Origin of the sequence: Curtobacterium herbarum, assembly GCF_016907335.1 — a bacterium.
In the GTDB taxonomy this organism is placed as follows: domain Bacteria; phylum Actinomycetota; class Actinomycetes; order Actinomycetales; family Microbacteriaceae; genus Curtobacterium; species Curtobacterium herbarum.
Window position 1 is genome coordinate 2,348,091 of the sequence record NZ_JAFBBT010000001.1, and the last position, 21,622, is coordinate 2,369,712.

Annotated in this window: 21 protein-coding genes; 5 read left to right on the plus strand and 16 right to left on the minus strand. The window is 70.8% G+C overall.

Annotated features, from left to right (window positions below; translation table 11 throughout):
* Positions 1 to 39: 39 nt before the first annotated feature.
* From JOD51_RS17565 to JOD51_RS11240, 11 genes are all read right to left on the minus strand, one after another.
* Complete coding sequence (locus tag JOD51_RS17565) at positions 40 to 945, minus strand: regulatory protein RecX (RefSeq protein WP_204608399.1); 906 nt, start codon at positions 943 to 945, stop codon at positions 40 to 42.
* Complete coding sequence (gene recA, locus JOD51_RS11195) at positions 942 to 1,994, minus strand: recombinase RecA (protein WP_204608401.1); 1,053 nt, start codon at positions 1,992 to 1,994, stop codon at positions 942 to 944. Before recA ends, JOD51_RS17565 begins: the two co-directional genes overlap by 4 nt.
* A 276-nt stretch (positions 1,995 to 2,270) precedes the next feature.
* Positions 2,271 to 2,495, minus strand: a complete 225-nt coding sequence (locus JOD51_RS11200) for a DUF3046 domain-containing protein (protein ID WP_111075496.1) — start codon at positions 2,493 to 2,495, stop codon at positions 2,271 to 2,273.
* Between the two features lie 70 nt (positions 2,496 to 2,565).
* Positions 2,566 to 2,874, minus strand: coding sequence for a helix-turn-helix domain-containing protein (locus JOD51_RS11205; RefSeq protein ID WP_110823882.1), 309 nt, complete (start codon positions 2,872 to 2,874; stop codon positions 2,566 to 2,568).
* A 153-nt stretch (positions 2,875 to 3,027) separates the two neighbouring features.
* Positions 3,028 to 3,519, minus strand: a complete 492-nt coding sequence (locus JOD51_RS11210) for a CinA family protein (RefSeq protein ID WP_204611139.1) — start codon at positions 3,517 to 3,519, stop codon at positions 3,028 to 3,030.
* A 47-nt stretch (positions 3,520 to 3,566) separates the two neighbouring features.
* Positions 3,567 to 4,199 carry a CDP-diacylglycerol--glycerol-3-phosphate 3-phosphatidyltransferase gene (gene pgsA, locus JOD51_RS11215; RefSeq protein ID WP_204608403.1) on the minus strand — a complete coding sequence of 211 codons (633 nt, stop codon included), beginning with the start codon at positions 4,197 to 4,199 and terminating at the stop codon, positions 3,567 to 3,569.
* Positions 4,200 to 4,203: 4 nt separating this feature from the next.
* A complete protein-coding gene (locus tag JOD51_RS11220; RefSeq protein WP_204608405.1) occupies positions 4,204 to 7,236 on the minus strand; it encodes an FtsK/SpoIIIE family DNA translocase in 3,033 nt (1,010 codons plus the stop codon).
* A gap of 102 nt (positions 7,237 to 7,338) precedes the next feature.
* Complete coding sequence (locus JOD51_RS11225; protein WP_204608407.1) at positions 7,339 to 9,015, minus strand: ribonuclease J; 1,677 nt, start codon at positions 9,013 to 9,015, stop codon at positions 7,339 to 7,341.
* A 47-nt stretch (positions 9,016 to 9,062) separates the two neighbouring features.
* Positions 9,063 to 10,040 (minus strand): 4-hydroxy-tetrahydrodipicolinate synthase, encoded by a 978-nt coding sequence (gene dapA, locus JOD51_RS11230; protein WP_166779467.1) that lies wholly within the window; start codon positions 10,038 to 10,040, stop codon positions 9,063 to 9,065.
* 51 nt (positions 10,041 to 10,091) lie between these two features.
* The gene (locus JOD51_RS11235; RefSeq protein WP_204608409.1) at positions 10,092 to 10,643 is read right to left on the minus strand and encodes a dihydrofolate reductase; all 552 of its coding nucleotides are present in this window, start codon (positions 10,641 to 10,643) and stop codon (positions 10,092 to 10,094) included.
* Positions 10,643 to 11,446 (minus strand): thymidylate synthase, encoded by an 804-nt coding sequence (locus tag JOD51_RS11240; RefSeq protein WP_204608411.1) that lies wholly within the window; start codon positions 11,444 to 11,446, stop codon positions 10,643 to 10,645. Before JOD51_RS11240 ends, JOD51_RS11235 begins: the two co-directional genes overlap by 1 nt.
* A 62-nt stretch (positions 11,447 to 11,508) precedes the next feature.
* Here JOD51_RS11240 and JOD51_RS11245 point away from each other — a divergent pair, with 62 nt between their 5' ends.
* The gene (locus JOD51_RS11245) at positions 11,509 to 12,411 is read left to right on the plus strand and encodes a TIGR01777 family oxidoreductase (RefSeq protein WP_204608412.1); all 903 of its coding nucleotides are present in this window, start codon (positions 11,509 to 11,511) and stop codon (positions 12,409 to 12,411) included.
* A gap of 63 nt (positions 12,412 to 12,474) precedes the next feature.
* Here JOD51_RS11245 and JOD51_RS11250 read toward each other — a convergent pair whose 3' ends face one another.
* Entirely contained in the window at positions 12,475 to 12,882 is a 408-nt protein-coding gene (locus JOD51_RS11250; RefSeq protein ID WP_204611141.1) for a tetratricopeptide repeat protein, read from the minus strand.
* Positions 12,883 to 12,930: 48 nt separating this feature from the next.
* Complete coding sequence (locus JOD51_RS11255; protein ID WP_204608414.1) at positions 12,931 to 13,677, minus strand: 4-hydroxy-tetrahydrodipicolinate reductase; 747 nt, start codon at positions 13,675 to 13,677, stop codon at positions 12,931 to 12,933.
* Between the two features lie 22 nt (positions 13,678 to 13,699).
* Between JOD51_RS11255 and JOD51_RS11260 the strand changes: the two genes are divergently transcribed.
* Entirely contained in the window at positions 13,700 to 14,191 is a 492-nt protein-coding gene (locus tag JOD51_RS11260; protein ID WP_204608416.1) for a GNAT family N-acetyltransferase, read from the plus strand.
* Positions 14,192 to 14,246: 55 nt separating this feature from the next.
* On the opposite strand, the gene JOD51_RS11265 is transcribed toward JOD51_RS11260, so the two are convergent.
* Positions 14,247 to 14,849, minus strand: a complete 603-nt coding sequence (locus tag JOD51_RS11265) for a histidine phosphatase family protein (protein WP_204611144.1) — start codon at positions 14,847 to 14,849, stop codon at positions 14,247 to 14,249.
* 8 nt (positions 14,850 to 14,857) lie between these two features.
* The gene (locus JOD51_RS11270; RefSeq protein WP_204608418.1) at positions 14,858 to 16,192 is read right to left on the minus strand and encodes a M16 family metallopeptidase; all 1,335 of its coding nucleotides are present in this window, start codon (positions 16,190 to 16,192) and stop codon (positions 14,858 to 14,860) included.
* A gap of 247 nt (positions 16,193 to 16,439) precedes the next feature.
* On the opposite strand from JOD51_RS11270, the gene JOD51_RS11275 reads away from it, so the two are divergent.
* On the plus strand, positions 16,440 to 17,111 hold the full coding sequence (locus JOD51_RS11275; protein WP_204608420.1) for a TetR/AcrR family transcriptional regulator: 672 nt from the start codon (positions 16,440 to 16,442) through the stop codon (positions 17,109 to 17,111).
* 70 nt (positions 17,112 to 17,181) lie between these two features.
* Positions 17,182 to 17,709 carry a YbhB/YbcL family Raf kinase inhibitor-like protein gene (locus tag JOD51_RS11280; protein ID WP_204608422.1) on the plus strand — a complete coding sequence of 176 codons (528 nt, stop codon included), beginning with the start codon at positions 17,182 to 17,184 and terminating at the stop codon, positions 17,707 to 17,709.
* Between the two features lie 109 nt (positions 17,710 to 17,818).
* On the opposite strand, the gene JOD51_RS11285 is transcribed toward JOD51_RS11280, so the two are convergent.
* Entirely contained in the window at positions 17,819 to 20,107 is a 2,289-nt protein-coding gene (locus tag JOD51_RS11285; RefSeq protein ID WP_204608425.1) for a polyribonucleotide nucleotidyltransferase, read from the minus strand.
* Positions 20,108 to 20,387: 280 nt separating this feature from the next.
* On the opposite strand from JOD51_RS11285, the gene JOD51_RS11290 reads away from it, so the two are divergent.
* Complete coding sequence (locus tag JOD51_RS11290) at positions 20,388 to 21,599, plus strand: coiled-coil domain-containing protein (protein WP_204608427.1); 1,212 nt, start codon at positions 20,388 to 20,390, stop codon at positions 21,597 to 21,599.
* The last annotated feature ends 23 nt before the right edge of the window (positions 21,600 to 21,622 follow it).

A 21,622-nucleotide genomic window follows, 5' to 3' on the forward strand; every position in this document is an offset into this window, starting at 1 on the left:
CGGAGCGCGTCCGCCCCGGCCGTCGTCACGCGTCGCGCCTCACTCGAAGCGGACGGTCCCGCCCCCGGTCGGCGGACGCCGCGGGCCGTCGAGTGCCCGCTCGACGGCGACGCGGACGACCCCGCCGTTGTAGCCCTTGCGCATCAGGAACCCGGACAGCCGACGTTCGGCGGTCGCCCGGTCCAGACCACGCATCTGCCCGGCACGCTTGGCGGCCAGGTCGAGCGCCCGGACGAACTCGTCGTCCTCGTCGTCGGCGGCCGCTTCGAGCGCGGCGTCGATCGCGGTCTGGTCGATCCCGCGACGCCGGAGGTCGGCGACGATCGCCTGCCGACCGAGCCCCTTCCGCGCGTGCATCCGGTCGACCAGGTCGGTCGCCAGCGCCACGTCGTCGAGGAGCCCGACCCGCGTCAGTCGTTCGATCTCGTGCTCGATGACGTCCGGGTCGAACGCGTCCTGCTTGACGAGCACGGTCCGGAGCTCGGAGGTGCTGACCCCGCGGCGACTCAGCGCACGCATGCTGAGGCGCTCGGCGTCCGCCCGCTGCTCGTCGAGCGGCCGCGGTGCATCGGCGGGGTCGATCTCGCCGCCGGTGATCGAGAAGACCGAGGCGGTCGGGGCATCGGCTTCCGGTCCGTCGTACCCGCTCTGCTCAGTGCGAGCCGTCCGCCCGGAGCCGTCCCCCACGACGGGTGAGAGCCACTCGGACTGCGCCCCGCGGATCGGCAGCGCGACAGGAGTGTCCGCATCGGCAGCGCCGGCATCCGTGGCGGCAAAATCGTCCGCGCCGACGTCCGGAGTCTCGCTCTCTGGGCCGACCGACTGCGGGCCGACAGCACCCGGACCAGCCGGGTGCTGACCCGCAGCCGCGGAGCCGCGACGGGACCGCGCACCGAACAGGTCGGTGACCGGGGCGAGGTCCGCGTCGTCGTGTCCGGCCGTCACGCGCCCTTCGCGACCTTCGGCGCGATGGGCTCGACCGGTGCGGCTTCCTTGGCCCCGCCGACACCGAGCTTGGCGAGGATCTTGCCCTCGATCTCAGCGGCGATCTCGGGGTTCTGGATCAGGAAGGCACGGGAGTTCTCCTTGCCCTGCCCGAGCTGGTCGCCGTCGTACGTGTACCAGGCGCCGGACTTCTTGACGATGTTGTGGTCGACGCCGAAGTCGAGCAGCGAGCCTTCGCGGGAGATGCCGACGCCGTACAGGATGTCGAACTCGGCCTGCTTGAAGGGCGGCGCCATCTTGTTCTTGACGACCTTGACGCGCGTGCGGTTGCCGACTGCTTCGGTACCGGTCTTCAGCGTCTCGATGCGGCGGATGTCGAGGCGGACCGAGGCGTAGAACTTCAGCGCCTTACCACCGGACGTGGTCTCCGGCGAACCGAAGAACACACCGATCTTCTCGCGCAGCTGGTTGATGAAGATCATCGTGGTCTGCGTCTGGTTCAGCCCACCGGCGAGCTTGCGGAGTGCCTGCGACATCAGGCGGGCCTGCAGACCGACGTGCGAGTCACCCATCTCGCCCTCGATCTCGGCGCGGGGCACGAGTGCTGCGACGGAGTCGATGACGATCAGGTCGATGGAGCCCGAGCGCACGAGCATGTCGGCGATCTCGAGGGCCTGCTCGGCGGTGTCCGGCTGCGACACCAGGAGCGCGTCGATGTCGACACCGAGCTTCTTGGCGTACTCCGGGTCGAGCGCGTGCTCGGCGTCGATGAACGCTGCGATGCCACCGTTGCGCTGCGCGTTGGCGATGGCGTGGATCGTCAGCGTCGTCTTGCCGGAGGACTCCGGGCCGTAGATCTCGATGATGCGCCCACGAGGAAGCCCGCCGATCCCGAGCGCGACGTCCAGCGCGACGGAGCCGGTGGGGATGACGGCGACCGGAGCGCGCTCGTCGGTACCGAGGCGCATCACGGCACCCTTGCCGAACTGACGGTCGATCTGGGCGAGTGCGGTCTCGAGGGCCTTCTCGCGGTCTACTGCTGATGGCATGGGATGCTCCTTCGTGCTGGTGACGGCCGCCTGTAGGCTGTCGCGTCCGGAATGGCCGATGGTGCAAGGCCACTCGTTCTGCGACAAGGCTTCGGACGTGTTCCGATGTCCATGAACCTACGGCCGCCCACCGACATCACTGCCGAGGCGAGCGTCGGTTGTGGATGGAGCACCCGGTCAACGTCGCTGTGCAGGAACGTAGCACCGACCGAACACGTGTTCGAGCGACACGCCGAACACGTGTTCCCATCGAGGGGCGTCGAACGGGCCCGCTCGTCAGTCCCGCGGGTCCTGCAGTCCGCGCCCGTGCCGACGCGCTTCCGGGACGTCCTGCGAGTCGCACAGCGCTTCCCACACCGTGCGGGCGTCGATGCCCGCGGCCAGGGCGTCCGCTGCCGAGCGACCACCGAGCTGCTCGAGCACGACGTCCCGCGCGACGACGGCACCGTAGGCATCCCCGAACACCTGGTCGACCGCTCGCCAGAACTCACTCACGCGCATCGGACCACCCTAACAACGGCGAACGCCCCCGCCGGCGGACCGGCGAGGGCGTTCGTTCGTGCGGTGGGCGTCAGCGCACCGCGAGGTCGTTGTCGAACTCGGCGACGAGTTCATCGGGGAGCGTGTCCGGGACCCGGGTGAGTCCTTCGACCACCGCGAGGCGGTCGCCCACTTCGCGCATGATCGTCGAGATGGGAGTGTCGAGAGCATCCGCAACCGAGGCGAGGATCTCCGAGCTGGCTTCTTTCTGACCACGCTCGACTTCGCTGAGGTACCCGAGGGCCACGCTGGCCTTGGACGCGACCTGACGGAGGGTCCGGCCCTTCTGCAAGCGGAAGTCCCGCAGCACATCGCCGATTTCCTGACGAACGAGAACCATGAGAACTCCTCCTTCCTGTCATCTCCGCGCCCGCCCGGTCAGGATGACCGAGCTCGGGTTCGGCAACGTGACGTTACCGGTTGCAGCATGCTAGCCAGTGCGGCTGCCGTCCTGCTGGAGATTGCGTGAGATGTAACCTGACGGTCACGCCGCCTATTCCCCGCCCTGCAGTCTGGATCGCAGGCGTGTCAGGAGTTCGGAGACGACGGCCCGGCGGATTGCCCCGCGGTCCCCGTCCAGGTGCAGTTCCACCGCTTCCGCTCCGGAAGCGCCCGCGATGCCGATGAACACCGTGCCGACCGGCTGGCCGTCCTGCGGATCCGGTCCGGCGACACCCGTCGTGCTGATCCCCCAGGTCGCGGGGACGTCGTCGACCGCCAGCGCGATCCGGACACCGGCTGCCATCTGCCGGGCGACCTCCGGGTCCACCGCGCCGCGTTCGGCGAGCAGGTCCGCGTCGACACCGAGCACCGTGGCCTTCACCGGGGTCGCGTAGGCCACGACGCCCCCGCGGACGACGACACTGGCTCCGGGGACGCCGACGAGTTCCGCGACGACGAGTCCGCCGGTCAGCGACTCCGCCACCGCGACCGTCTCACCGCGGGCGGTGAGCTCCGCGACGAGCGCCCGGGCCTCCACAGCGATGCCGGCAGCGCCGACGACGTCAGCAGCGCCAGTGTCGGCCGGGAGGCTCACGCAGCGGTCCGGTTGTGGCGCCAGGCCTGCACGAGGTAGTCCACCCCGCTGGCGACCGTCGCGACGACCGCGGCGGTCATGAGGATGCCGTTCACCCAGTGGGCGAGGTCACCGACCAGGTTCCACCACGGGAACAGCGCCAGGGTGATGGCGACGGCCTGCAGCACCGTCTTGATCTTGCCGCCGCGGCTGGCCGGGATCACCCGGTCGGACAGCACCGCGAAGCGGAAGACCGTGATGCCGATCTCGCGCACCATGATGAGCACGGTCACGTACCAGGGCAGCTCCCCCAGGATCGACAGGGCGACGAGCGCACCGCCGATCAGGACCTTGTCGGCGATCGGGTCGACGAGCTTGCCGAAGTCGGTGACCAGGTTCTGCCGTCGGGCGATCATGCCGTCGGCGCTGTCCGTGACGATCGCGACGACGAAGAGCACGGCGGCCCAGAGACGCACCGGTCCGTCCGTGCCCGCATCGGTCAGGAGCAGGACGAAGAACAGCGGCGCCATGAGGATGCGCACCACGGTGATGATGTTGGCGACGTTCGCGGTGGACGCGGGGCCGGGACCCTTGCGGAGGATCCGGCCACGCCACGGAAACCGGTTCGTCGTGCCGTCGGAGGCGGTCATGGTCTCACTCCCTGCCCGTCAGGCCCCAGGCGTCTTCGTCGTCATCGCCTGTCACCTCATCGTACCCACGCGTCATGCCGGCGACCGGGTCGTTGCCGTACCGGTCGTCGGACTCCGTGGCGGAGGACGGCACCGCGGCCGACGCCGGCACTGCAGCCGACGACGACGGGAGGGCGGCAGGCGCAGCAGCAGGTACGGTCGGCGGCTCCTCACCGCGAAGCTTCGCCAGCACCGACGGCAGCTGGTCCCCGGTGACGAGGACGTCGCGCGCCTTCGACCCCTCGGACGGCCCGACGATGTCGCGGGACTCCATGAGGTCCATCAGCCGGCCGGCCTTCGCGAAGCCGACGCGGAGCTTCCGCTGCAGCATCGACGTCGAGCCGAACTGCGTCGAGACGACCTGCTCGACCGCCGCGAGCAGCAGTTCGAGGTCGTCACCGATGTCGGCGTCGATCTCCTTGCGCTCGACGACGGCCGCGACGTCCTGGCGGTACTCGGGCTGGGCCTGCCGGGTGACGTGCTGGACGACCTCGGCGACCTCGCTCTCCTGCACCCAGGCGCCCTGCACGCGGACGGCCTTCGAGGACCCCATCGGCAGGAAGAGCGCGTCGCCCTGCCCGATGAGCTTGTCGGCACCGGGCTGGTCGAGGATGACCCGCGAGTCGGTGACGCTCGTCACGGCGAACGCGATCCGCGACGGCACGTTCGCCTTGATCAGGCCGGTGATGACGTCGACCGACGGGCGCTGCGTGGCGAGCACGAGGTGGATGCCGGCGGCGCGGGCGAGCTGGGTGATGCGGACGATCGACTCCTCGACGTCGCGCGGGGCGACGAGCATGAGGTCCGCGAGCTCGTCGACGACGACGAGCAGGTACGGGTACGGCTTGAGCTTCCGCTCACTGCCGGCCGGCAGCACGATCTCCTCGTTCTGCACGGCCTTGTTGAAGTCGTCGACGTGGCGGAACCCGAAGGAGGCCAGGTCGTCGTACCGCATGTCCATCTCCTTCACGACCCACTGCAGCGCTTCGGCCGCCTTCTTCGGGTTCGTGATGATGGGGGTGATGAGGTGCGGGACCCCGGCGTAGATCGACAGCTCGACGCGCTTCGGGTCGACCAGGACCATGCGGACCTCGGACGGCTTCGCGCGCATCAGCAGCGAGGTGATCATCGAGTTGATGAACACCGACTTGCCGGAACCGGTGGAACCCGCGACGAGCAGGTGCGGCATCTTCGCCAGGTTCGCGACGACGAAGCCGCCCTCGACGTCCTTGCCGACACCGATCGTCATCGGGTGCTTCGACTTGGTGGCCGCGCTCGAGCGCAGCACGTCGCCGAGGGACACGATCTCGCGGTCGCTGTTCGGGATCTCGACGCCGATCGCGCTCTTGCCGGGGATCGGCGAGAGGATGCGGACCTCGTTCGAGGCCACGGCGTACGACAGGTTCTTCGACAGTGCGGTGACGCGTTCGACCTTGACGCCCGGGCCGAGCTCGATCTCGTAGCGCGTGACCGTCGGGCCGCGGGAGAACCCGGTGACCCGCGCGTCGACCTTGAACTCGGTGAGGACGCCGGTGATTGCCGCGACGATCTCGTCGTTGGCCTGGCTGCGTGCGACCGACGGCGTGCCGGGGGTCAGCGTGGTCGCGGCCGGAAGACGGTACGGGTGGGCCGGGTCGTCGGTGCCGGCGACCGGCAGGCCCTCCGGCTCGTCCTCGACGCCGACCTCGCCGAGGTCGGACGCACCGGACACCACGGGCACGGGGGCGACGGCGGGTGCGGCTCCGCCGCTGGACGGGAGGCCCGTGGCCACGGCCGCCGCGACGTCGCGGTCCGGACGGAACACCTCGGTCGGTGCGGCGGGCGCGGGCGATCCGAAGTCGCGGAGCGCCTGCTCCGCCCGGTCGAGGTCGTCGGCGACGTCCTGCTCGATCGAGTCGTTGAGGTTGACAGACTCGGGCTCGGCCGGCGTCAGGTCGCGGAGCCCGGACGCGGCACCGGCAGCACGCGACCCGGCACCCGACGCAGCGGCACCCGACGCAGGGGCACCGGACACAGGGGCACTGGCCGGCGGGATGACCGGGCTGTCGAACGCCGGGTCCTCTTCGCGCCCGGACTTGTTGCGCCGCCACCAGGGCAGGTGCTCGTCCGCACCCGGTTCGACCGGCACGCCGTCCTCGTCGAACCCGAGGTCCTCGAACAGCGGGAAGTCCTGCGACTGTCCCTTCGCGCCGCGCTTCCGCGTCGGCTTCGTGGCAACCGCGCCGGTCTCGGCAGCGCTCGGCGACTCGTCGGTCTCGGCGGCCGGGCCGGGGGCACCGAACAGGTACGCGTAGAGCTCGTGCAGCCGGCGACCGAGCTTGTTCGGCGGCGTCTTGGTGATGATGAAGAGCGAGAGCGCGAGCAGCACGATCGCGACCGGGACGGCGACCCACGGCGTGGCGACCGCGACGAGCCAGCCGATGACGACCCAGCCGAGCACCCCACCGGCCGCGGCGAGCGCGGGCATGCCGTCCACCGCACTCGGCTGCCCACCGAACACGTGGCAGAGCGACGCGATCGAGACGAGCATCAGCCCGAGGCCGATGCCGATCCGGGTGTTGTCGTGCACGGACGCCGGGTGCCGGAAGAGCCAGCCGGCGAACACGACCATGATCACCGGCAGCGCGAACGCCAGCCGGCCGAAGAGCCCGCCGAACGTGTAGGCGTCGAGGGCGATCGAGACGGCGTTCGTCGGGTTCAACCACTCCACGACCGCGCCGGCGATGGCCAGGACGAACAGCAGGAACGGGAACCCGTCACGGCGCTGGTCCTTCTCGAGGGACTCCTTGCCGAGCAGGCGGAAGCCGGCACCGACGCCGTGCGCCATGCCGAGCCACGCGGTCACGAGCGGGTTCTGCTCGCGGAACACCGGCGTCGGTGCCGCCTGCGGCAGTTTCTTCGTCGTGGCCTGGGTGCGCGACGTCCCGCGCGACCCGCCTCCACGGGTCGACGATGACGACGCGCGCGTGCGCGTGGTCGACTTGGTGCCTCCGGCCATGGGGACGACCCTAACGCCAGCCGACGACGAAGGACGAGAGGCCCGCCGCAGCGTCCGTGGCGGACGTGCGACGGGCCTCCCGTCACTCGGATCTGCGAGACGTCAGGCCTCGATGACCACCGGCACGATCATCGGACGACGACGGTGCTTCGTGTTCACCCAGCGACCGACCGTCCGGCGGACCACCTGGCTGAACGCGTGCGCGTCCCGCGTGCCGTTGCCGGCGGCGTCGGCGAGGGCCTTCGCGATCTGCGGACGCACGTCGTCGAAGACCGAGTCGTCCTCGGCGAAGCCGCGGGACTGGATCTCCGGGCCGATGACGCACTGGCCGGTGGTGAAGTCGACCGCGCAGAAGACCGTGATGAAGCCCTCTTCCGCCAGGACGCGGCGGTCCTTGAGGTCGGCGTCGGTGATCTCGCCGACCGTGGAGCCGTCGACGTACACGTACGCGATGTCGAGCTGGCCGGCGACCGTGACCTGACCGTCCTTGAGGTCGACGACGGTACCGTCCTCGCCCAGGATGACGTTGCGCGGCGGGACACCCGTCTGGATCGCCAGGTCGGCGTTCGCGAACAGGTGGCGGTGCTCACCGTGCACGGGCATCACGTTGCGCGGGCGCAGGATGTTGTAGCAGTAGAGCAGCTCGCCGGCGGAGGCGTGTCCGGAGACGTGCACCTTCGCGTTGCCCTTGTGCACGACCTTGGCGCCGAGCTTCGTCAGCCCGTCGATGACCCGGTACACGGCGTTCTCGTTGCCCGGGATCAGCGACGAGGCGAGGATGACGGTGTCGCCCTCGCCGATCTCGATCTGGTGCTCGAGGTTCGCCATGCGCGCGAGGACGGCCATCGGCTCGCCCTGGGACCCGGTCGACATGTAGACGATCTGGTCGTCGGGGACGTTCTTCGCCTTCTTCGTGTCGATGAGCACGTTCTCCGGCACCCGGAGGTACCCGAGCTCGGCGGCGATCGTCATGTTGCGGATCATCGAGCGGCCCATGAACGCGACCTTGCGGTTCGCGGCGGCGGCGGCGTCGAGGACCTGCTGCACGCGGTGCACGTGCGACGAGAAGCTCGCCACGACGACCTTCTTGCGGGCCTTCGTGATGATGTTCTCGAGCACCGGGCCGATGTCGCGCTCCGGAGCGGTGAAGCCCGGCACGTCGGCGTTCGTCGAGTCCGGCAGGAACAGGTCGACACCGAGCTCGCCGAGACGGGCGAAGGCGCGGAGGTCGGTGATCCGGTCGTCCAGCGGCAGCTGGTCCATCTTGAAGTCACCGGTGTGCAGCACGCGGCCGGCCGGGGTGGTGATGGCGACGGCGAGGGCGTCCGGGATCGAGTGGTTCACGGCGACGAACTCGAGGTGGAACGGACCGATCTGCTCGGTCTGGTCCTCGGCCACGTTCAGCGTGTACGGCTTGATCCGGTGTTCCTTGAGCTTCGCCTCGACGAGCGCGAGGGTCAGCGTGGAGCCGATCAGGGGGATGTCGCCGCGGAGCTTCAGCAGGTACGGGACGGCGCCGATGTGGTCCTCGTGGCCGTGCGTGAGCACGACACCGAGGACGTCGTCGAGGCGGTCGCGGATCGGCGTGAAGTCCGGCAGGATCAGGTCGACCCCGGGCTGGTGCTCCTCGGGGAAGAGCACGCCGGCGTCGACGATGAGGATCTTGCCCTCGAACTCGTACACGGTCATGTTGCGACCGATCTCGCCGAGTCCCCCGACGGGGATGACTCGGAGGGTTCCGGGTTCGAGCGGCTGGGGAGTCGAGATCTGTGTGGGCATTCGGTCCTACGGATTCGGGCGACGCACGGTGAGCGCGTCGCAGTTCGTCAACGGGTGGTGCCTGGCACCTTCGGTAGTGCGCCGCCGGCCGCTGCGTTGCGGTCGGGGCGGAAGTTGGAGAAGTCGGCGCCCGGGACGTCACGGACGGCTTCGAGCGAGGTCTCGATGGCGTACGCCTCGCTGTCCTCCGGCCCGACGAGGGGCAGCCGGACGCGCGGGCTGCCGATGCGGCCGAGTCCGTGCAGCACGTACTTCGCGGCCACGGTGCCGGGCACGTGGGTCATGATCGCGCGGACGAGCGGCTCGAGGCGCTTGTGCTCGGCGGTCGCGGTCGCCAGGTCGCCGCGGTTCACGGCGTCGACGATGGTCCGGTACGGGGCGCTCGTGATGTTCGCGGTGACGCCGATGAGCCCGGTGGCGCCGATCGACAGGTGCGGGAGCACGTTCGTGTCGTCGCCCGAGAAGTACATGAGGTCGGTGTTGTTGAGCACGCGGGACACCTCGGCGAAGTCGCCCTTGGCGTCCTTCACGGCGAGGATGTTCGGGTGCTTCGACGCCCGGAGGATCGTGTCGTACGTGATCGGGATGCCGGTACGGCCCGGGATGTCGTACAGGATCACCGGCAGGTCGGTCGCGTCGGCGATCATCCGGAAGTGCGTGAGGACACCGGCCTGGGTCGGCTTGTTGTAGTACGGCGTGACGATCATGACGCCGTCGGCACCCGCGCGCTCGCTCTGCTTGTACAGGTGGATCGCGTGGGCGGTCTCGTTCGAGCCACCGCCGGTGATGATCTTCGCGCGGCCCGCGGCGACGGACTTGCCGACCTCGACCAACCGGAGCTTCTCCGGGTCGGTGAGGGTCGACGTCTCACCGGTGGTGCCGGTGACGACGATGCCGTCGGCCCCCGCGGTGATGCAGTCGTCGATGTGCTGCTCGACGCCCGGCCAGTCCACCTCGCCGTCGGCGGTGAACGGGGTCACGAGCGCGACGAGGACCTGGCCGAAGGGATTCTCACGCGTGGACACGGGGACCAGCGTACCGGCCCGAGCACACGCGGCGTCCGTCCGCCCGGACGGTCAGCGGCGGCGCCACTCCAGGAAGCGGTAGCGGGTACCGGTCCGGGACTCCTGCCACGGACCGTCCTCGACGAGCTCCCACGCGTCGTCGATCGTCGGTGCATCGGTGTCGCCGGGGACCTCGACGTCGATGACCGTCTCCGAGACCCGGTCGGCCAGGGCCAGGGCGTCGCGGTAGACGGCTCCGCCGCCGATCACCCAGACCGCTTCGTCGGCAGCCCGTGCCGCGCCGATCGCCGCGCGGAGGTCGTGCACGACGTCGGCCCCGTCGGCGCGGAGGTCCGGGTCGCGCGTGAGCACGACGTTGCGTCGGCCGGGCAGCGGTCGGAACCGTTCCGGCAGGGACTCCCAGGTGCGCCGACCCATCAGGACGGTGCCGGTGCCGGTGACCGTGCGGAAGTGCGCGAGGTCCTCGGGGACGTGCCACGGGATCCCACCGTCCGCCCCGATGACGCCGTTCGTGGACCGGGCCCACACGAGACCGACCGTGCCGGGACCGACCGTGCCGAGACCGACAGCGCCCAGCCCGACGGTGCCCGCCTCGTCCGCCATCAGACCGCGACCTTGCCCGAGATCGCCGGGTGGTGCTCGTAGCCGACGACGGTGATGTCCTCGTACTCGTAGTCGTCGATCGAGTCCCGCGGGGCGAGCTCGAGCGTCGGCAGCGGGAACGCGGTGCGGGACAGCTGCTCCCGGACCTGCTCGACGTGGTTGTCGTAGACGTGGCAGTCGCCGCCGGTCCAGATGAAGTCGCCGACCTCGAGCCCGGTCTGTGCCGCGACCATGTGGGTGAGCAGCGCGTACGAGGCGATGTTGAACGGGACGCCGAGGAACATGTCCGCGCTCCGCTGGTACAGCTGGCAGGACAGCTTGCCGTCGTTGACGTAGAACTGGAAGAACGCGTGGCAGGGGGCGAGCGCCATGCTCGGGATGTCCGCCACGTTCCACGCCGACACGATGAGCCGACGGGAGTCCGGGTTGGTCCGGATCTGCTCGATCACCTGGGCGATCTGGTCGACGTGCTCGCCGGACGGGGTCGGCCACGAGCGCCACTGCACGCCGTAGACCGGTCCGAGGTCGCCGTCCTCGCCCGCCCACTCGTTCCAGATCCGGACGCCGTGCTCCTGCAGCCAGCCCACGTTCGAGTCGCCGCGGAGGAACCAGAGCAGCTCGTACGCGATCGACTTCATGTGCACGCGCTTGGTCGTGATGAGCGGGAAGCCCTGCGACAGGTCGTAGCGCAGCTGGGCGCCGAACAGGCTGCGGGTCCCGGTGCCGGTCCGGTCGCCCTTCGGCGAACCCTCCTCGAGCACTCGGCGCAGCAGGTCTTCGTACGGCGTGGGGTTCTCGGTCACGACGTCGAGCCTAAGCGACGCGCTGCCGGGCTCACGGTCAGCAGACTGGGTACCGTGGCGGCATGACGCAACAGCCGCTCTCGATCCTGGTCGCCGGCGCATCCGGCTTCATCGGGACGCCCCTGGTCCGTGCCCTCCGTGACGCCGGCCACCACGTCTCGACGCTCGTGCGCCGGGAACCGCGCACGCCGACCGAGTTCCGCTGGGCGCCCGGCGAACGGCCGCTCGACCCGGCGGTCCTGGACGGCGCGGACGTCGTCGTCAACCTGGCCGGTGCGAGCCTCGGCAAGCTGCCGTGGACGGCGTCGTACCGTCGCGAGATCCGGTCCTCCCGGATCGACGCCACGACGACGCTCGTCGAGGCGATGCGGGCCGCGACCACGCCGCCGCGGGTCTTCCTCTCCGGCTCGGCGTCCGGCGTCTACGGCGACCGACCGGTCGACGTGCTCGGTGACGACGCGGCCGTCGGCACCGGGTTCCTCGCCGACGTCTGCCGCGCGTGGGAAGCGGCGGCCGAGCGTGCCCCCGAGGGCGTCCGCGTCGTCCTGCTCCGCACCGGCATCGTCGTCGGCCAGGGCGGTGGCGCCCTGGCACCGCTCGTCCCCCTGACGAAGCTCGGCGTCGGCAGCCGACTCGGCACCGGCGGGCAGTACTGGCCGTGGATCGCGCTCGAGGACGAGGTCGGTGCGATCGTGCACCTCGCCACCGCCGACGACGTGTCCGGCCCGGTGAACCTGGCCGGCCCCGAGCCCGCCGTCGCCGAGCGGATCACCCGGCGGGTGGCCGAGGACCTGCACCGTCCGTACCTGTTCCGCGTGCCGGCGTTCGCGCTCCGGGCAGTGCTCAAGGACGCGGCCGACGAGATGCTGCTGTCGAACCAGCGGATGGAGCCGACGAAGCTGCTCGAGTCGGGCTACACCTTCGCGTACACCCACGCCGAGGACGCCGTCGACGCCGCGTTCTGAGCGCGAGCGACGCCCGGTGGCACCGTTCGACGCTGAGAGTCGGCCAAGGAGCCGGACCTCGGTTCAGCGGGCGTGCGTGAGCGCGGTCCGCATCGCTGCCCGAGCCCGCTTCCGGTCCCCCGCCGTGTCGTAGACCACACCGAGCCGGTACCAGGCACGCCAGTCGTCCGGGGCCGCCTCGACCGCGGCCCGGTACGCGGGGAACAGCTCGTCGGCTGCGGCGCGGGCCGGGCGGCCGGAGGGTCGGACGTCGACGACGTCGTCGGGCGCGCCGCCCTCGCGTTCGAGTCGGGCGCCGAGCCGGGTGATCCGCAGGCCGAAGCGGAGCTCCAGCACGAGCAGCAGCGCACCGATGACGGCGATCACGACGAGCGCGACACCGATCCCGACGCCGACCGGGATCCCCGTCGACAGGAACGCGACCGCCCGCTGCCCGACCAGCACGATGTAGACGACGAGCAGGACGGTCATCAGCAGCACGCCCCAGAGCGGCGACCGGAGGCCTCGCACGGCCGCCCCCTAGCCGATGCCGAGCACGGAGCCGAGCCCGACCGTCAGCCCGCGCATCGACCCGACGGCCTGCAGCGCCGCCCGGATGCCGGGCAGGTACGCGGCGTCGTCGCCGGTGTCGTGGCGGATCGTCAGCGTCTCGCCCGGGCCGCTCAGCACGACGTCCTGCACGGCCTTCACGCCGGGCAGCCGCAGCGAGTGGATCGGCACGCTCGCGACCTGCTGCCCACGGGCACGCTGGTCCACGTGCGGCGCGTCGACCGGTCCGACGTCACGACGGGCGTCGGCGATCAACTCGGCGGTGCGGACCGCGGTGCCGGACGGTGAGTCGATCTTGCCGGCGTGGTGGCTCTCGACGATCTCGACCGAGGGGAACCACGGCGCCGCGATCGTGGCCAGGTGCGTGCCGAGGACGGAGCCGATCGAGAAGTTCGGGACGACGAAGGCGCCCTGCTCCGGCCGTGGCTCCAACGAGGCGCGGAGCGTGCCGAGCCGCTCCCCCGACCAGCCGGACGTCCCGACCAGGACGTTCGCTCCGGTCGCCAGGGCGTTCTCGACGATCGCAGGGCTGAGTGCCGGCACCGTGACGTCGACGACGATCCGTGCGCCGGCGAAGACCGAGCCGTCGGCCTCGTGCGCGCGGTCCCGTGACGACAGCCGGGCGACCAGGTCGAAGTCGGGCAGTTCCTCGACGACGGCCGCCACGAGGGCACCGAGCCGACCGGAGGCGCCGACGACGGCGACGGGAGTGACCATGCCCCCATCCTAGGATCGGGGCATGCCCGAGGATCGCAGCCAGGTCACCGTCCGCACCGTGCCCGCCGACGCGCCGGAGGTCGACGACCTGCTCGACCGGTACCTCGACGAGCGGGCGGCGAGCTTCCCGAGCGCGCAGGGCACCTACACCCGGAAGCGCACACCGACACCAGAGCTCACCCCGCCGGACGGCGTCTTCGTCGTCGCGTACGCCGGCGATGCGGCCGTCGGTTGCGGTGGGCTCCGCCGCATCGCGCCCGACGGCGACGACGTGCGCTTCGAGGTGAAGCACGTCTTCGTCCGGCCCGAGGGCCGCGGTCGCGGTGTCGCGACCGCGGTGATGGACGTCCTCGAGCAGGCCGCGGCGGACCTCGGTGCGACGAGCATCGTCCTCGACACGAACGACGCGCTGGTCGCGGCCGGCGCGATGTACCGCGGTCGCGGCTACGACCGCGTGCCGGCATTCAACGACAACCCGAACGCGACCGCCTGGTACCGCAAGCCGGTCCGCTGACGCACCACGGGCCTCCCGGGAGGCACGGTGCCGGTCCGTCCCGCCGGGACCGACGCTAGAGCGGCTGCGGCACCGGCAGGCCGGTGCGGAGCTCGACCGGCAGGTGCGCCAGGTCGTTCAGCGTGACGAGCTCGGCGGGCTTCGCCGAGCGGATCCGGATGATCGTCAGCGAGCTGTGGGCGACGTTCGTGCCCATCCAGCGCCACTCGGGTGCCTGGAAGACCTCGCGCACGAACCAGCCGATGACGGCGTTGTGCGTGATGAGCAGGTCGTGGCGGTCCTCCATCGCGGGGGTGAACCACTCCGCGACGGCGTCGCCCATCTGCGCCTGACCGGCGACGATCTCCTCTTCCGTGATCCCGCCGTACCAGCCCTTGTAGGCGTGCGGCATGTCGGGTGTCGGGCCGGAGGGGATGCAGTCGAAGAGCAGCGTGGAGGGCTCGGGCTGGATCGCCGGCAGTCGCTGCTGCAGGAAGGACGCGGTCTCGCTCGGCGCTTCGAGCGGGGAGTGCCAGACGCCGTCGAACGGCACGCCGCCGAGACGGTCGGCGATGAGCATGGCCTGGCGCTTGCCGCGCTCCGACAGCTTGCCGTCACGGAGGCCGTGTTCGGCGTCCTGGTGTTCGCCGTGGCGCACGAGGTAGAGGTAGTGCGACATGGTGGAGGTCAACCGTCGATCCCGAGCGCCGCTGCCAGACGCTCGCGGTGGACGTCCCCGACGACCGCGGTCACGGTCGGTCGGGTCAGCAGGTCGCGGGACAGCTCGAGCACGTCGGCGGCGGTCACGCGGTCGACGCGCTCGAGTGCGGTGGCGAGGTCGGTGAACTCGCCTGTGCCGAGCTCGGCGCGGCCGAGGCGGGTCATCCGGGCGTCGGAGTCCTCGAGCGAGAGCGTCAGGGCACCCTCGATCTGGCCCTTGGCGCGCCGGAGCTCCCCGTCCGTGATGCCGTCGTCGGCCATCCGGCGGAACTCGCCGTCGATGATGTCGATGACGCCGGCGACGTTGTCCGGTGCGCACCCGGCGTAGACCCCGAAGGCGCCGTTGTCGAGGTAGGCCGGAGCGAAGGACGACACCGCGTACGCCAGGCCGCGGCGCTCGCGGACCTCTTGGAAGAGGCGGGAGCTCATGCCGCCGCCGAGCACGGCGTTGAGCACGCTGAGCACGGGCCGGCGGTCATCGCGGAGGTCCAGCCCCTGCGAGCCGCGGAGCATGCTGACCTGTTCGGTCGGTCGGTGCACGACGCTGACCGACGACTCGACGGGGTCGGCGGCGGGACGGGCCTGGCGGCGTGCGAGCGGGTCGGCATCGGCCGCGTCGGCGAAGACGGCCTGCACCAGGGCGCAGAAGTGGTCGTGGTCGACCGCACCGGCAGCGGTCACGACGATGCCGTTCGGCTCGTAGTGCTCGGCGTAGTGGGCCATCACCTCGTCGCGGTGGACCTCGCGGATGCTCTCCGGGGTGCCGCCGATCGGGCGGCCGAGGGCGTGCCCGTCGAACGTGGCGGCGAAGAACGCCTCACCCGCGACGTCGGCCGGGTCGTCCGCGGCCATCGCGAGTTCCTCGAGGATGACGCCGCGCTCGATGTCGAAGGCCGAGGTGTCGAGCGTCGAGTTCGTCACCATGTCGCCGATGACGCCCACGGCCATCGGGACGTCGGTGTCCCGGACCCGGGCGTAGTAGCAGGTGTACTCCTTGGCGGTCGCGGCGTTGTGCTCGCCACCGACGGAGTCGAACGCGACGGCGATGTCCAGCGCGCTGCGCTCGGCCGTGCCCTTGAAGAGGAGGTGCTCGAGGAAGTGCGTCGACCCGTACTGCCCGGCCCGTTCGTCGCGGGACCCGACGCCGACCCAGTAGCCGATGCTCGTGGAGTGGACGGAGGGGACGGCTTCGGTGAGCACACGGACGCCCGAGGCGAGAACGGTGCGTCGGACGAGGGCTCCACCGGACGTCACGAAGGACGTTTCCGGAGCCTCGAGCGGCAGCGGCACTGGGCGGTTCATCGTCACGACTCTACTGAAGCGCGGACACCCGTCGCCCAGTTTGGCGGGCTGGCCGGGCCCGTCACTCGGATTGGGGTACAAAAAGTGTGGACAGACGGACTTGTCTGTCTGTCCTCACCCGTGGTACAGTGGTGTCACCGGATCGGGAGCCCCCCTAGATCTCGATCCGGTGGCTCGGGACATCAGTCCGCGCGGCATGAGTCCCCCCACTCCGCCGCGGAGCCGATGAACCGAGGAGAGCCACGCTGTGACGGTCGATTCCCCCCAACCGACCGTCCAGCGTCTCCAGGGTCAGCGGCTGCAAGGACCCGTCCCGAGCACCCAGAACCTTCCGTCGCCGGACGGGTCGAGCGTCCCCCCGGCTCCCCGCTCCGGCGGCGCGAAGGTCCGCATCCTCGAGACGGCCCTCCGGCTGTTCTACGAAGAGGGCATCCGCGGCGTCGGCGTCGACCGCCTCATCTCCGAGGCGAGTGTCACGAAGGCGACGTTCTACAAGCACTACGGCTCGAAGGACAACCTGATCCTCGCCTACATGCACGAGCAGCACGCCCGCGTACAGGCCCGCATGGACAGCATCGTCGCCGGAGCGGACGCCCCGGAGACAGCGGTCCGCGCCTGGGTCGACGCCCTCGCGGCCGAGGTGAACCAGGCCGAGTTCCGCGGCTGCGCGTTCCTCAACGCCGCGGCCGAGTACCACGACCCGCGCGACCCGGTCCGGCAGGTCGTCGCGATGCACCGCGACTGGTACACCGAACGCCTCGGTGACCTGCTGCAGGACTCCGGTCACCCGCTGCCCGGCGACGGCGCCGACGAGCTCATGCTCGCGCGCGACGGTGCGATGAGCGGTGCCTACGCCGGCGACGCCATCGCCGCGACCGCAGCACTCGGTCGCGTGGCCGAGCGCGTGCTCGCCGCCTGACCGCAGCTGCCTGAGCACTCCCCCTGGTCGTTCCCCGCTTCCGCCGGGGCAGCGGGTGTTGGCTCGGAGCATGACCAACGACCCCAACTGGAACCTGCCGGACGTCCCCACCTTCGCGCTCACCAGCCCCGAGTTCACCGACGGCGGCACGCTGCCGCAGGAGGCCCGTGGCAGCGACGCCGGCGGTGCCGACCGCTCCCCCGAACTGACCTGGTCCGGCGCTCCCGAGGGCACGCAGAGCTTCGTCCTCACCGTCTACGACCCCGACGCCCCCACCGGCTCCGGCTTCTGGCACTGGAGCCTGTCGGACATCCCCGCCTCGGCCACCTCGCTGCCCCAGGGTGCCGGCACGGACGACGCGCTGCTGCCCGCCGGTGCCACGCGTCGCCGCAACGAGTTCGGCACCGACACCTTCCTCGGTGCCGCTCCGCCCGCCGGCCACGGCCCGCACCGCTACGTCTTCACGCTGAGCGCGCTCGACGTCCCGACACTCGAGGTCCCGGTCGAGGCGACCCCGGCCGTCGTCGGGTTCATGTTCCGCGAGCACCTGCTCGGTCGCGCGCAGCTCGTCGGCATCCAGGAGACCCCCGCCTCCTGACCGCTCGGCATCGCTCCCGACCGCACGACAACGGCCGCCGTCCAGCAGGACGGCGGCCGTTGTGGCGCTGGAACCGATCAGGGATCAGCTCCGGACGGATCGTCGGGGATCAGCCCTCGGCGGGGACCTCGGCGTGGGAGCCGTGGTCGTCGCGACCCTCGGTGTCGACCTCGTCGGCCACGACCGGCGCGAGCGAGAGCTTGCCGCGGTCGTCCACCTTGGTGACCTCGACCAGGATCTTCTGGCCGACGCCCAGGACGTCCTCGACGTTCTCGACACGCTTGCCACCGGCGAGCTTGCGGACCTCGGAGACGTGGAGCAGACCGTCACGGCCCGGCATCAGCGACACGAAGGCACCGAACGTCGCGATCTTGACGACCGTGCCGAGGAACTGGTCCCCGATCTCCGGGTTCGTCGGGTTCGCGATCGCGTTGACCTGCGCACGCGCGGCCTCGGCGGACGGACCGTCGACGGCACCGATGTAGACCGTGCCGTCGTCCTCGATCGAGATGTCGGCGCCCGTGGTGTCCTGGATGCCGTTGATCGTCTTGCCCTTGGGGCCGATCAGCTCACCGATCTTGTCGACCGGGATGTTGACCGAGATCACGCGCGGGGCGGTGTCGGCCATCTCGTCGGGTCCGTCGATGGCCTCGTTCAGCACGCCGAGGATGGCCGAGCGGGCCTCCTTGGCCTGCTTCAGCGCGGCGTCGAGCACCGACGACGGGATGCCGTCGAGCTTCGTGTCGAGCTGGATGGCCGTGACGAACTCGGAGGTACCGGCGACCTTGAAGTCCATGTCACCGAGCGCGTCCTCGGCACCGAGGATGTCGGTCAGCGCCGCGTAGCGGGTCTGGCCGTCGACGGTGTCGGAGACCAGGCCCATCGCGATACCCGCGACCGGCGCCTTGAGGGGCACACCGGCGTTGAGGAGCGACAGGGTCGAGGCACAGACGGAACCCATCGAGGTGGAACCGTTGGAGCTGAGCGCCTCGGAGACCTGACGGATGGCGTACGGGAACTCCTCGCGCGACGGCAGCACCGGCACGAGGGCGCGCTCGGCGAGGAAGCCGTGCCCGATCTCGCGACGCTTCGGCGAACCGACGCGGCCGGTCTCACCGGTCGAGTACGGCGGGAAGTTGTAGTGGTGCAGGTAGCGCTTCTTCGTGATGGGCGACAGCGAGTCGATCTGCTGCTCCATCTTGAGCATGTTCAGCGTGGTGACGCCGAGGATCTGCGTCTCACCGCGCTGGAACACCGCGGAACCGTGGACGCGCGGGATCACGGCGACCTCGGCGTCGAGCGGACGGATGTCGGCGAGGCCGCGACCGTCCATGCGGATCTGCTCGGTCAGGATGTGGCCGCGGACGACCTTCTTCGTGACCGACTTGTAGGCGGCGCCGACCTGGCTGTTCGCGACCTCGGGCAGCGTGCCCGCGGCGACCTGCTCGGCGATGGCGGCCTTGACGCGCGACTTGAGCGCGTCGTCGGCGTCCTGACGCTCGGTCTTGGCGGCGATCTTGTAGACGTCACCGAGCTCGGAGAGCGCGAGGGACTCGACGGCCGCGTAGACCTCGTCCGCGTAGGGCGGGAAGACCGGGAAGTCCTGGATCTCCTTGGCCGACTGCGCGGCGAGCTTGGCCTGCGCCTCGACGAGGGCCTTGAGGAACGGCTTGGCCGCTTCGAGGCCCTGCGCGACGACGGACTCGTCGGGCTTGGTGGCGCCGCCCTGGATGAGGTTCCAGCTGTGCTCGGTGGCCTCGGCTTCGACCATCATGATCGCGACGTCTTCGTTGCCCGCTTCGTCGGTGACGACACGGCCCGCGACGGTGAGGTCGAAGACGGCCTCGGCCAGCTGCGACGCCTTCGGGAACGCGACCCACTGGTCGGTGCCGTTCGCGCCCGGGATGAGCGCGAGACGCACGCCGGCGATCGGGCCGGAGAACGGCAGACCGGAGATCTGCGTCGACGCGGACGCGGCGTTGATGGCCAGCGCGTCGTAGAACTCGTCCGGAGCGATGCTCAGGACGGTGATGACGATCTGGACCTCGTTGCGGAGGCCGTCGACGAACGACGGGCGCAGCGGCCGGTCGATCAGGCGGCAGACGAGGATCGCCTCGGTGCTGGGGCGGCCTTCGCGGCGGAAGAACGAGCCGGGGATCTTGCCGGCGGCGTACGAACGCTCTTCGACGTCGACCGTCAGCGGGAAGAAGTCGAAGCCCTCACGCGGGTGCTTGCCGGCGCTGGTGGCCGAGAGCAGCATGGTCTCTTCGTCGAGGTACGCGGCGACGGCACCCTGTGCCTGCTGCGCGAGACGACCGGTCTCGAACCGGACCGTCCTGGTGCCGAAGCGACCGTTGTCGATGGTCGCTTCCGCGAACTTGATCTCGGGACCCTCCATAGAGGATGCCTCCTTGCGTTTTTCGTGCAGCAGACCAGGCCTCGGGCACACTCGTGCACGTGCGCTCCACGACGCGGAACGCATGTCTGGCCAGCAGTAGAAGCACACGGGACGGATCCGGCCCGGACGCCACCACCGATGACCAGCTTCGTGCCGGTCTGCGTGCGATGTCATGGTTCGTCTCGGGGAACGGTCCCCAGACCAGCCGACCTTAGCATTCCGCGGTGGACGAGCGGCGGTGCTCCAGGAGAACGGGCGTGTCCTCACCTAGCCTGCTGGCATGCGTCGGAACCCTGCCCTCGTCCGTCGTCCGCGCGGACGACACGTCCTCTTCGCCGTCACCGTGCTCGTCGGCGCGCTCGTCGTCCCGGTGGTCACCGCCGCCCCGGCGTCCGCCACCGACTACCCGACGTGGCAGGACGTGCAGCGCGCGAAGGGGAACGAGCAGGCCAAGCAGTCCGAGGTCACGAAGGTCCAGGCGGCCCTGAAGTCGGTGCAGGCGGACGCCGCTGCGAAGTCACAGATCGCCCTCGACCGTTCCGCGGCGGCGACGCAGGCCGAGGCGGAGCTGGCCCAGGCCACGCAGACCGCCACGAGCCTCCAGTCCCACGCCGACCAGGCCGCAGCGACCGCGAAGCGCGCCCAGACGCGGGCCGGACGGCTGGCCGCGGACCTGTACCGCGACGGCTCGACCGACCAGATGACGACGCGGATCGCGACGGCCGGCAACCCGGACGCCCTGCTCTACCAGCTCGGCGCACTCGACCAGCTGTCCACGACGTGGGCCGGCGTACTGGACGACGCCTCGGTGTCCGCGAAGACGGCGTCCTCGCTGCACGACCAGGCCGCCCGGGCCGAGGACGAGCGCGCCTCGCTCGCGGCCGCAGCCGAGGCGAAGGCGGCGACCGCGAAGGCGGCGCAGCAGCGTGCGGACGCGGCGGTCGCCTCGACCGAGTCGCACAGTGACGAGCTGTACAAGCAGCTCGCGACACTCCGGGACTCGACCGCCGAGACGCAGCGTCGCTACGAAGTCGGACAGGCAGTGGCCGCCCAGGCCGCGGCGCAGGCCGCAGCAGCACAGGCCGCCGCCCAGGCCGCGGCGGCAGCAGCAGCCGCACCCACCCCGTCGGGCGGGGCGTCATCGGGCAACGCCTACCCGAGCACCGACGGCGTCGCGGTCGACCCGGCCGCCGCGCAGGCCTACGCGCGGAGCGTGCTCGGCAGCTACGGCTGGGGCGACGACCAGTTCGGCTGCCTGGTGTCCCTGTGGACGCAGGAGTCCGGCTGGCGCGCGAACGCCCTGAACTCGTCGAGCGGCGCCTACGGGATCCCGCAGGCACTGCCCGCGTCGAAGCTCGCCGCCGCCGGAGCGGACTGGCGGACGAACGCGCAGACCCAGGTGAACTGGGGCCTCGCCTACATCAAGAGCAGCTACGGGACGCCGTGCGGCGCCTGGAACCACGAGATGAGCGTCAACCCGCACTGGTACTGAGTGCCGGCACCGCGCTGGCGGTG

Excerpts from the sequence above, each read along its gene's own strand:
- recA (WP_204608401.1), bottom strand. The coding sequence starts at position 1,994 with ATGCCATCAGCAGTAGACCGCGAGAAGGCCCTCGAGACCGCACTCGCC.
- JOD51_RS11200 (WP_111075496.1), bottom strand. The coding sequence starts at position 2,495 with ATGCGCGTGAGTGAGTTCTGGCGAGCGGTCGACCAGGTGTTCGGGGAT.
- JOD51_RS11205 (WP_110823882.1), bottom strand. The coding sequence starts at position 2,874 with ATGGTTCTCGTTCGTCAGGAAATCGGCGATGTGCTGCGGGACTTCCGC.
- pgsA (WP_204608403.1), bottom strand. The coding sequence starts at position 4,199 with ATGACCGCCTCCGACGGCACGACGAACCGGTTTCCGTGGCGTGGCCGG.
- JOD51_RS11220 (WP_204608405.1), bottom strand. The coding sequence starts at position 7,236 with ATGGCCGGAGGCACCAAGTCGACCACGCGCACGCGCGCGTCGTCATCG.
- JOD51_RS11225 (WP_204608407.1), bottom strand. The coding sequence starts at position 9,015 with ATGCCCACACAGATCTCGACTCCCCAGCCGCTCGAACCCGGAACCCTC.
- JOD51_RS11235 (WP_204608409.1), bottom strand. The coding sequence starts at position 10,643 with ATGGCGGACGAGGCGGGCACCGTCGGGCTGGGCGCTGTCGGTCTCGGC.
- JOD51_RS11245 (WP_204608412.1), top strand. The coding sequence starts at position 11,509 with ATGACGCAACAGCCGCTCTCGATCCTGGTCGCCGGCGCATCCGGCTTC.
- JOD51_RS11250 (WP_204611141.1), bottom strand. The coding sequence starts at position 12,882 with ATGACCGTCCTGCTCGTCGTCTACATCGTGCTGGTCGGGCAGCGGGCG.
- JOD51_RS11255 (WP_204608414.1), bottom strand. The coding sequence starts at position 13,677 with ATGGTCACTCCCGTCGCCGTCGTCGGCGCCTCCGGTCGGCTCGGTGCC.
- JOD51_RS11260 (WP_204608416.1), top strand. The coding sequence starts at position 13,700 with ATGCCCGAGGATCGCAGCCAGGTCACCGTCCGCACCGTGCCCGCCGAC.
- JOD51_RS11265 (WP_204611144.1), bottom strand. The coding sequence starts at position 14,849 with ATGTCGCACTACCTCTACCTCGTGCGCCACGGCGAACACCAGGACGCC.
- JOD51_RS11270 (WP_204608418.1), bottom strand. The coding sequence starts at position 16,192 with ATGAACCGCCCAGTGCCGCTGCCGCTCGAGGCTCCGGAAACGTCCTTC.
- JOD51_RS11280 (WP_204608422.1), top strand. The coding sequence starts at position 17,182 with ATGACCAACGACCCCAACTGGAACCTGCCGGACGTCCCCACCTTCGCG.
- JOD51_RS11285 (WP_204608425.1), bottom strand. The coding sequence starts at position 20,107 with ATGGAGGGTCCCGAGATCAAGTTCGCGGAAGCGACCATCGACAACGGT.
- JOD51_RS11290 (WP_204608427.1), top strand. The coding sequence starts at position 20,388 with ATGCGTCGGAACCCTGCCCTCGTCCGTCGTCCGCGCGGACGACACGTC.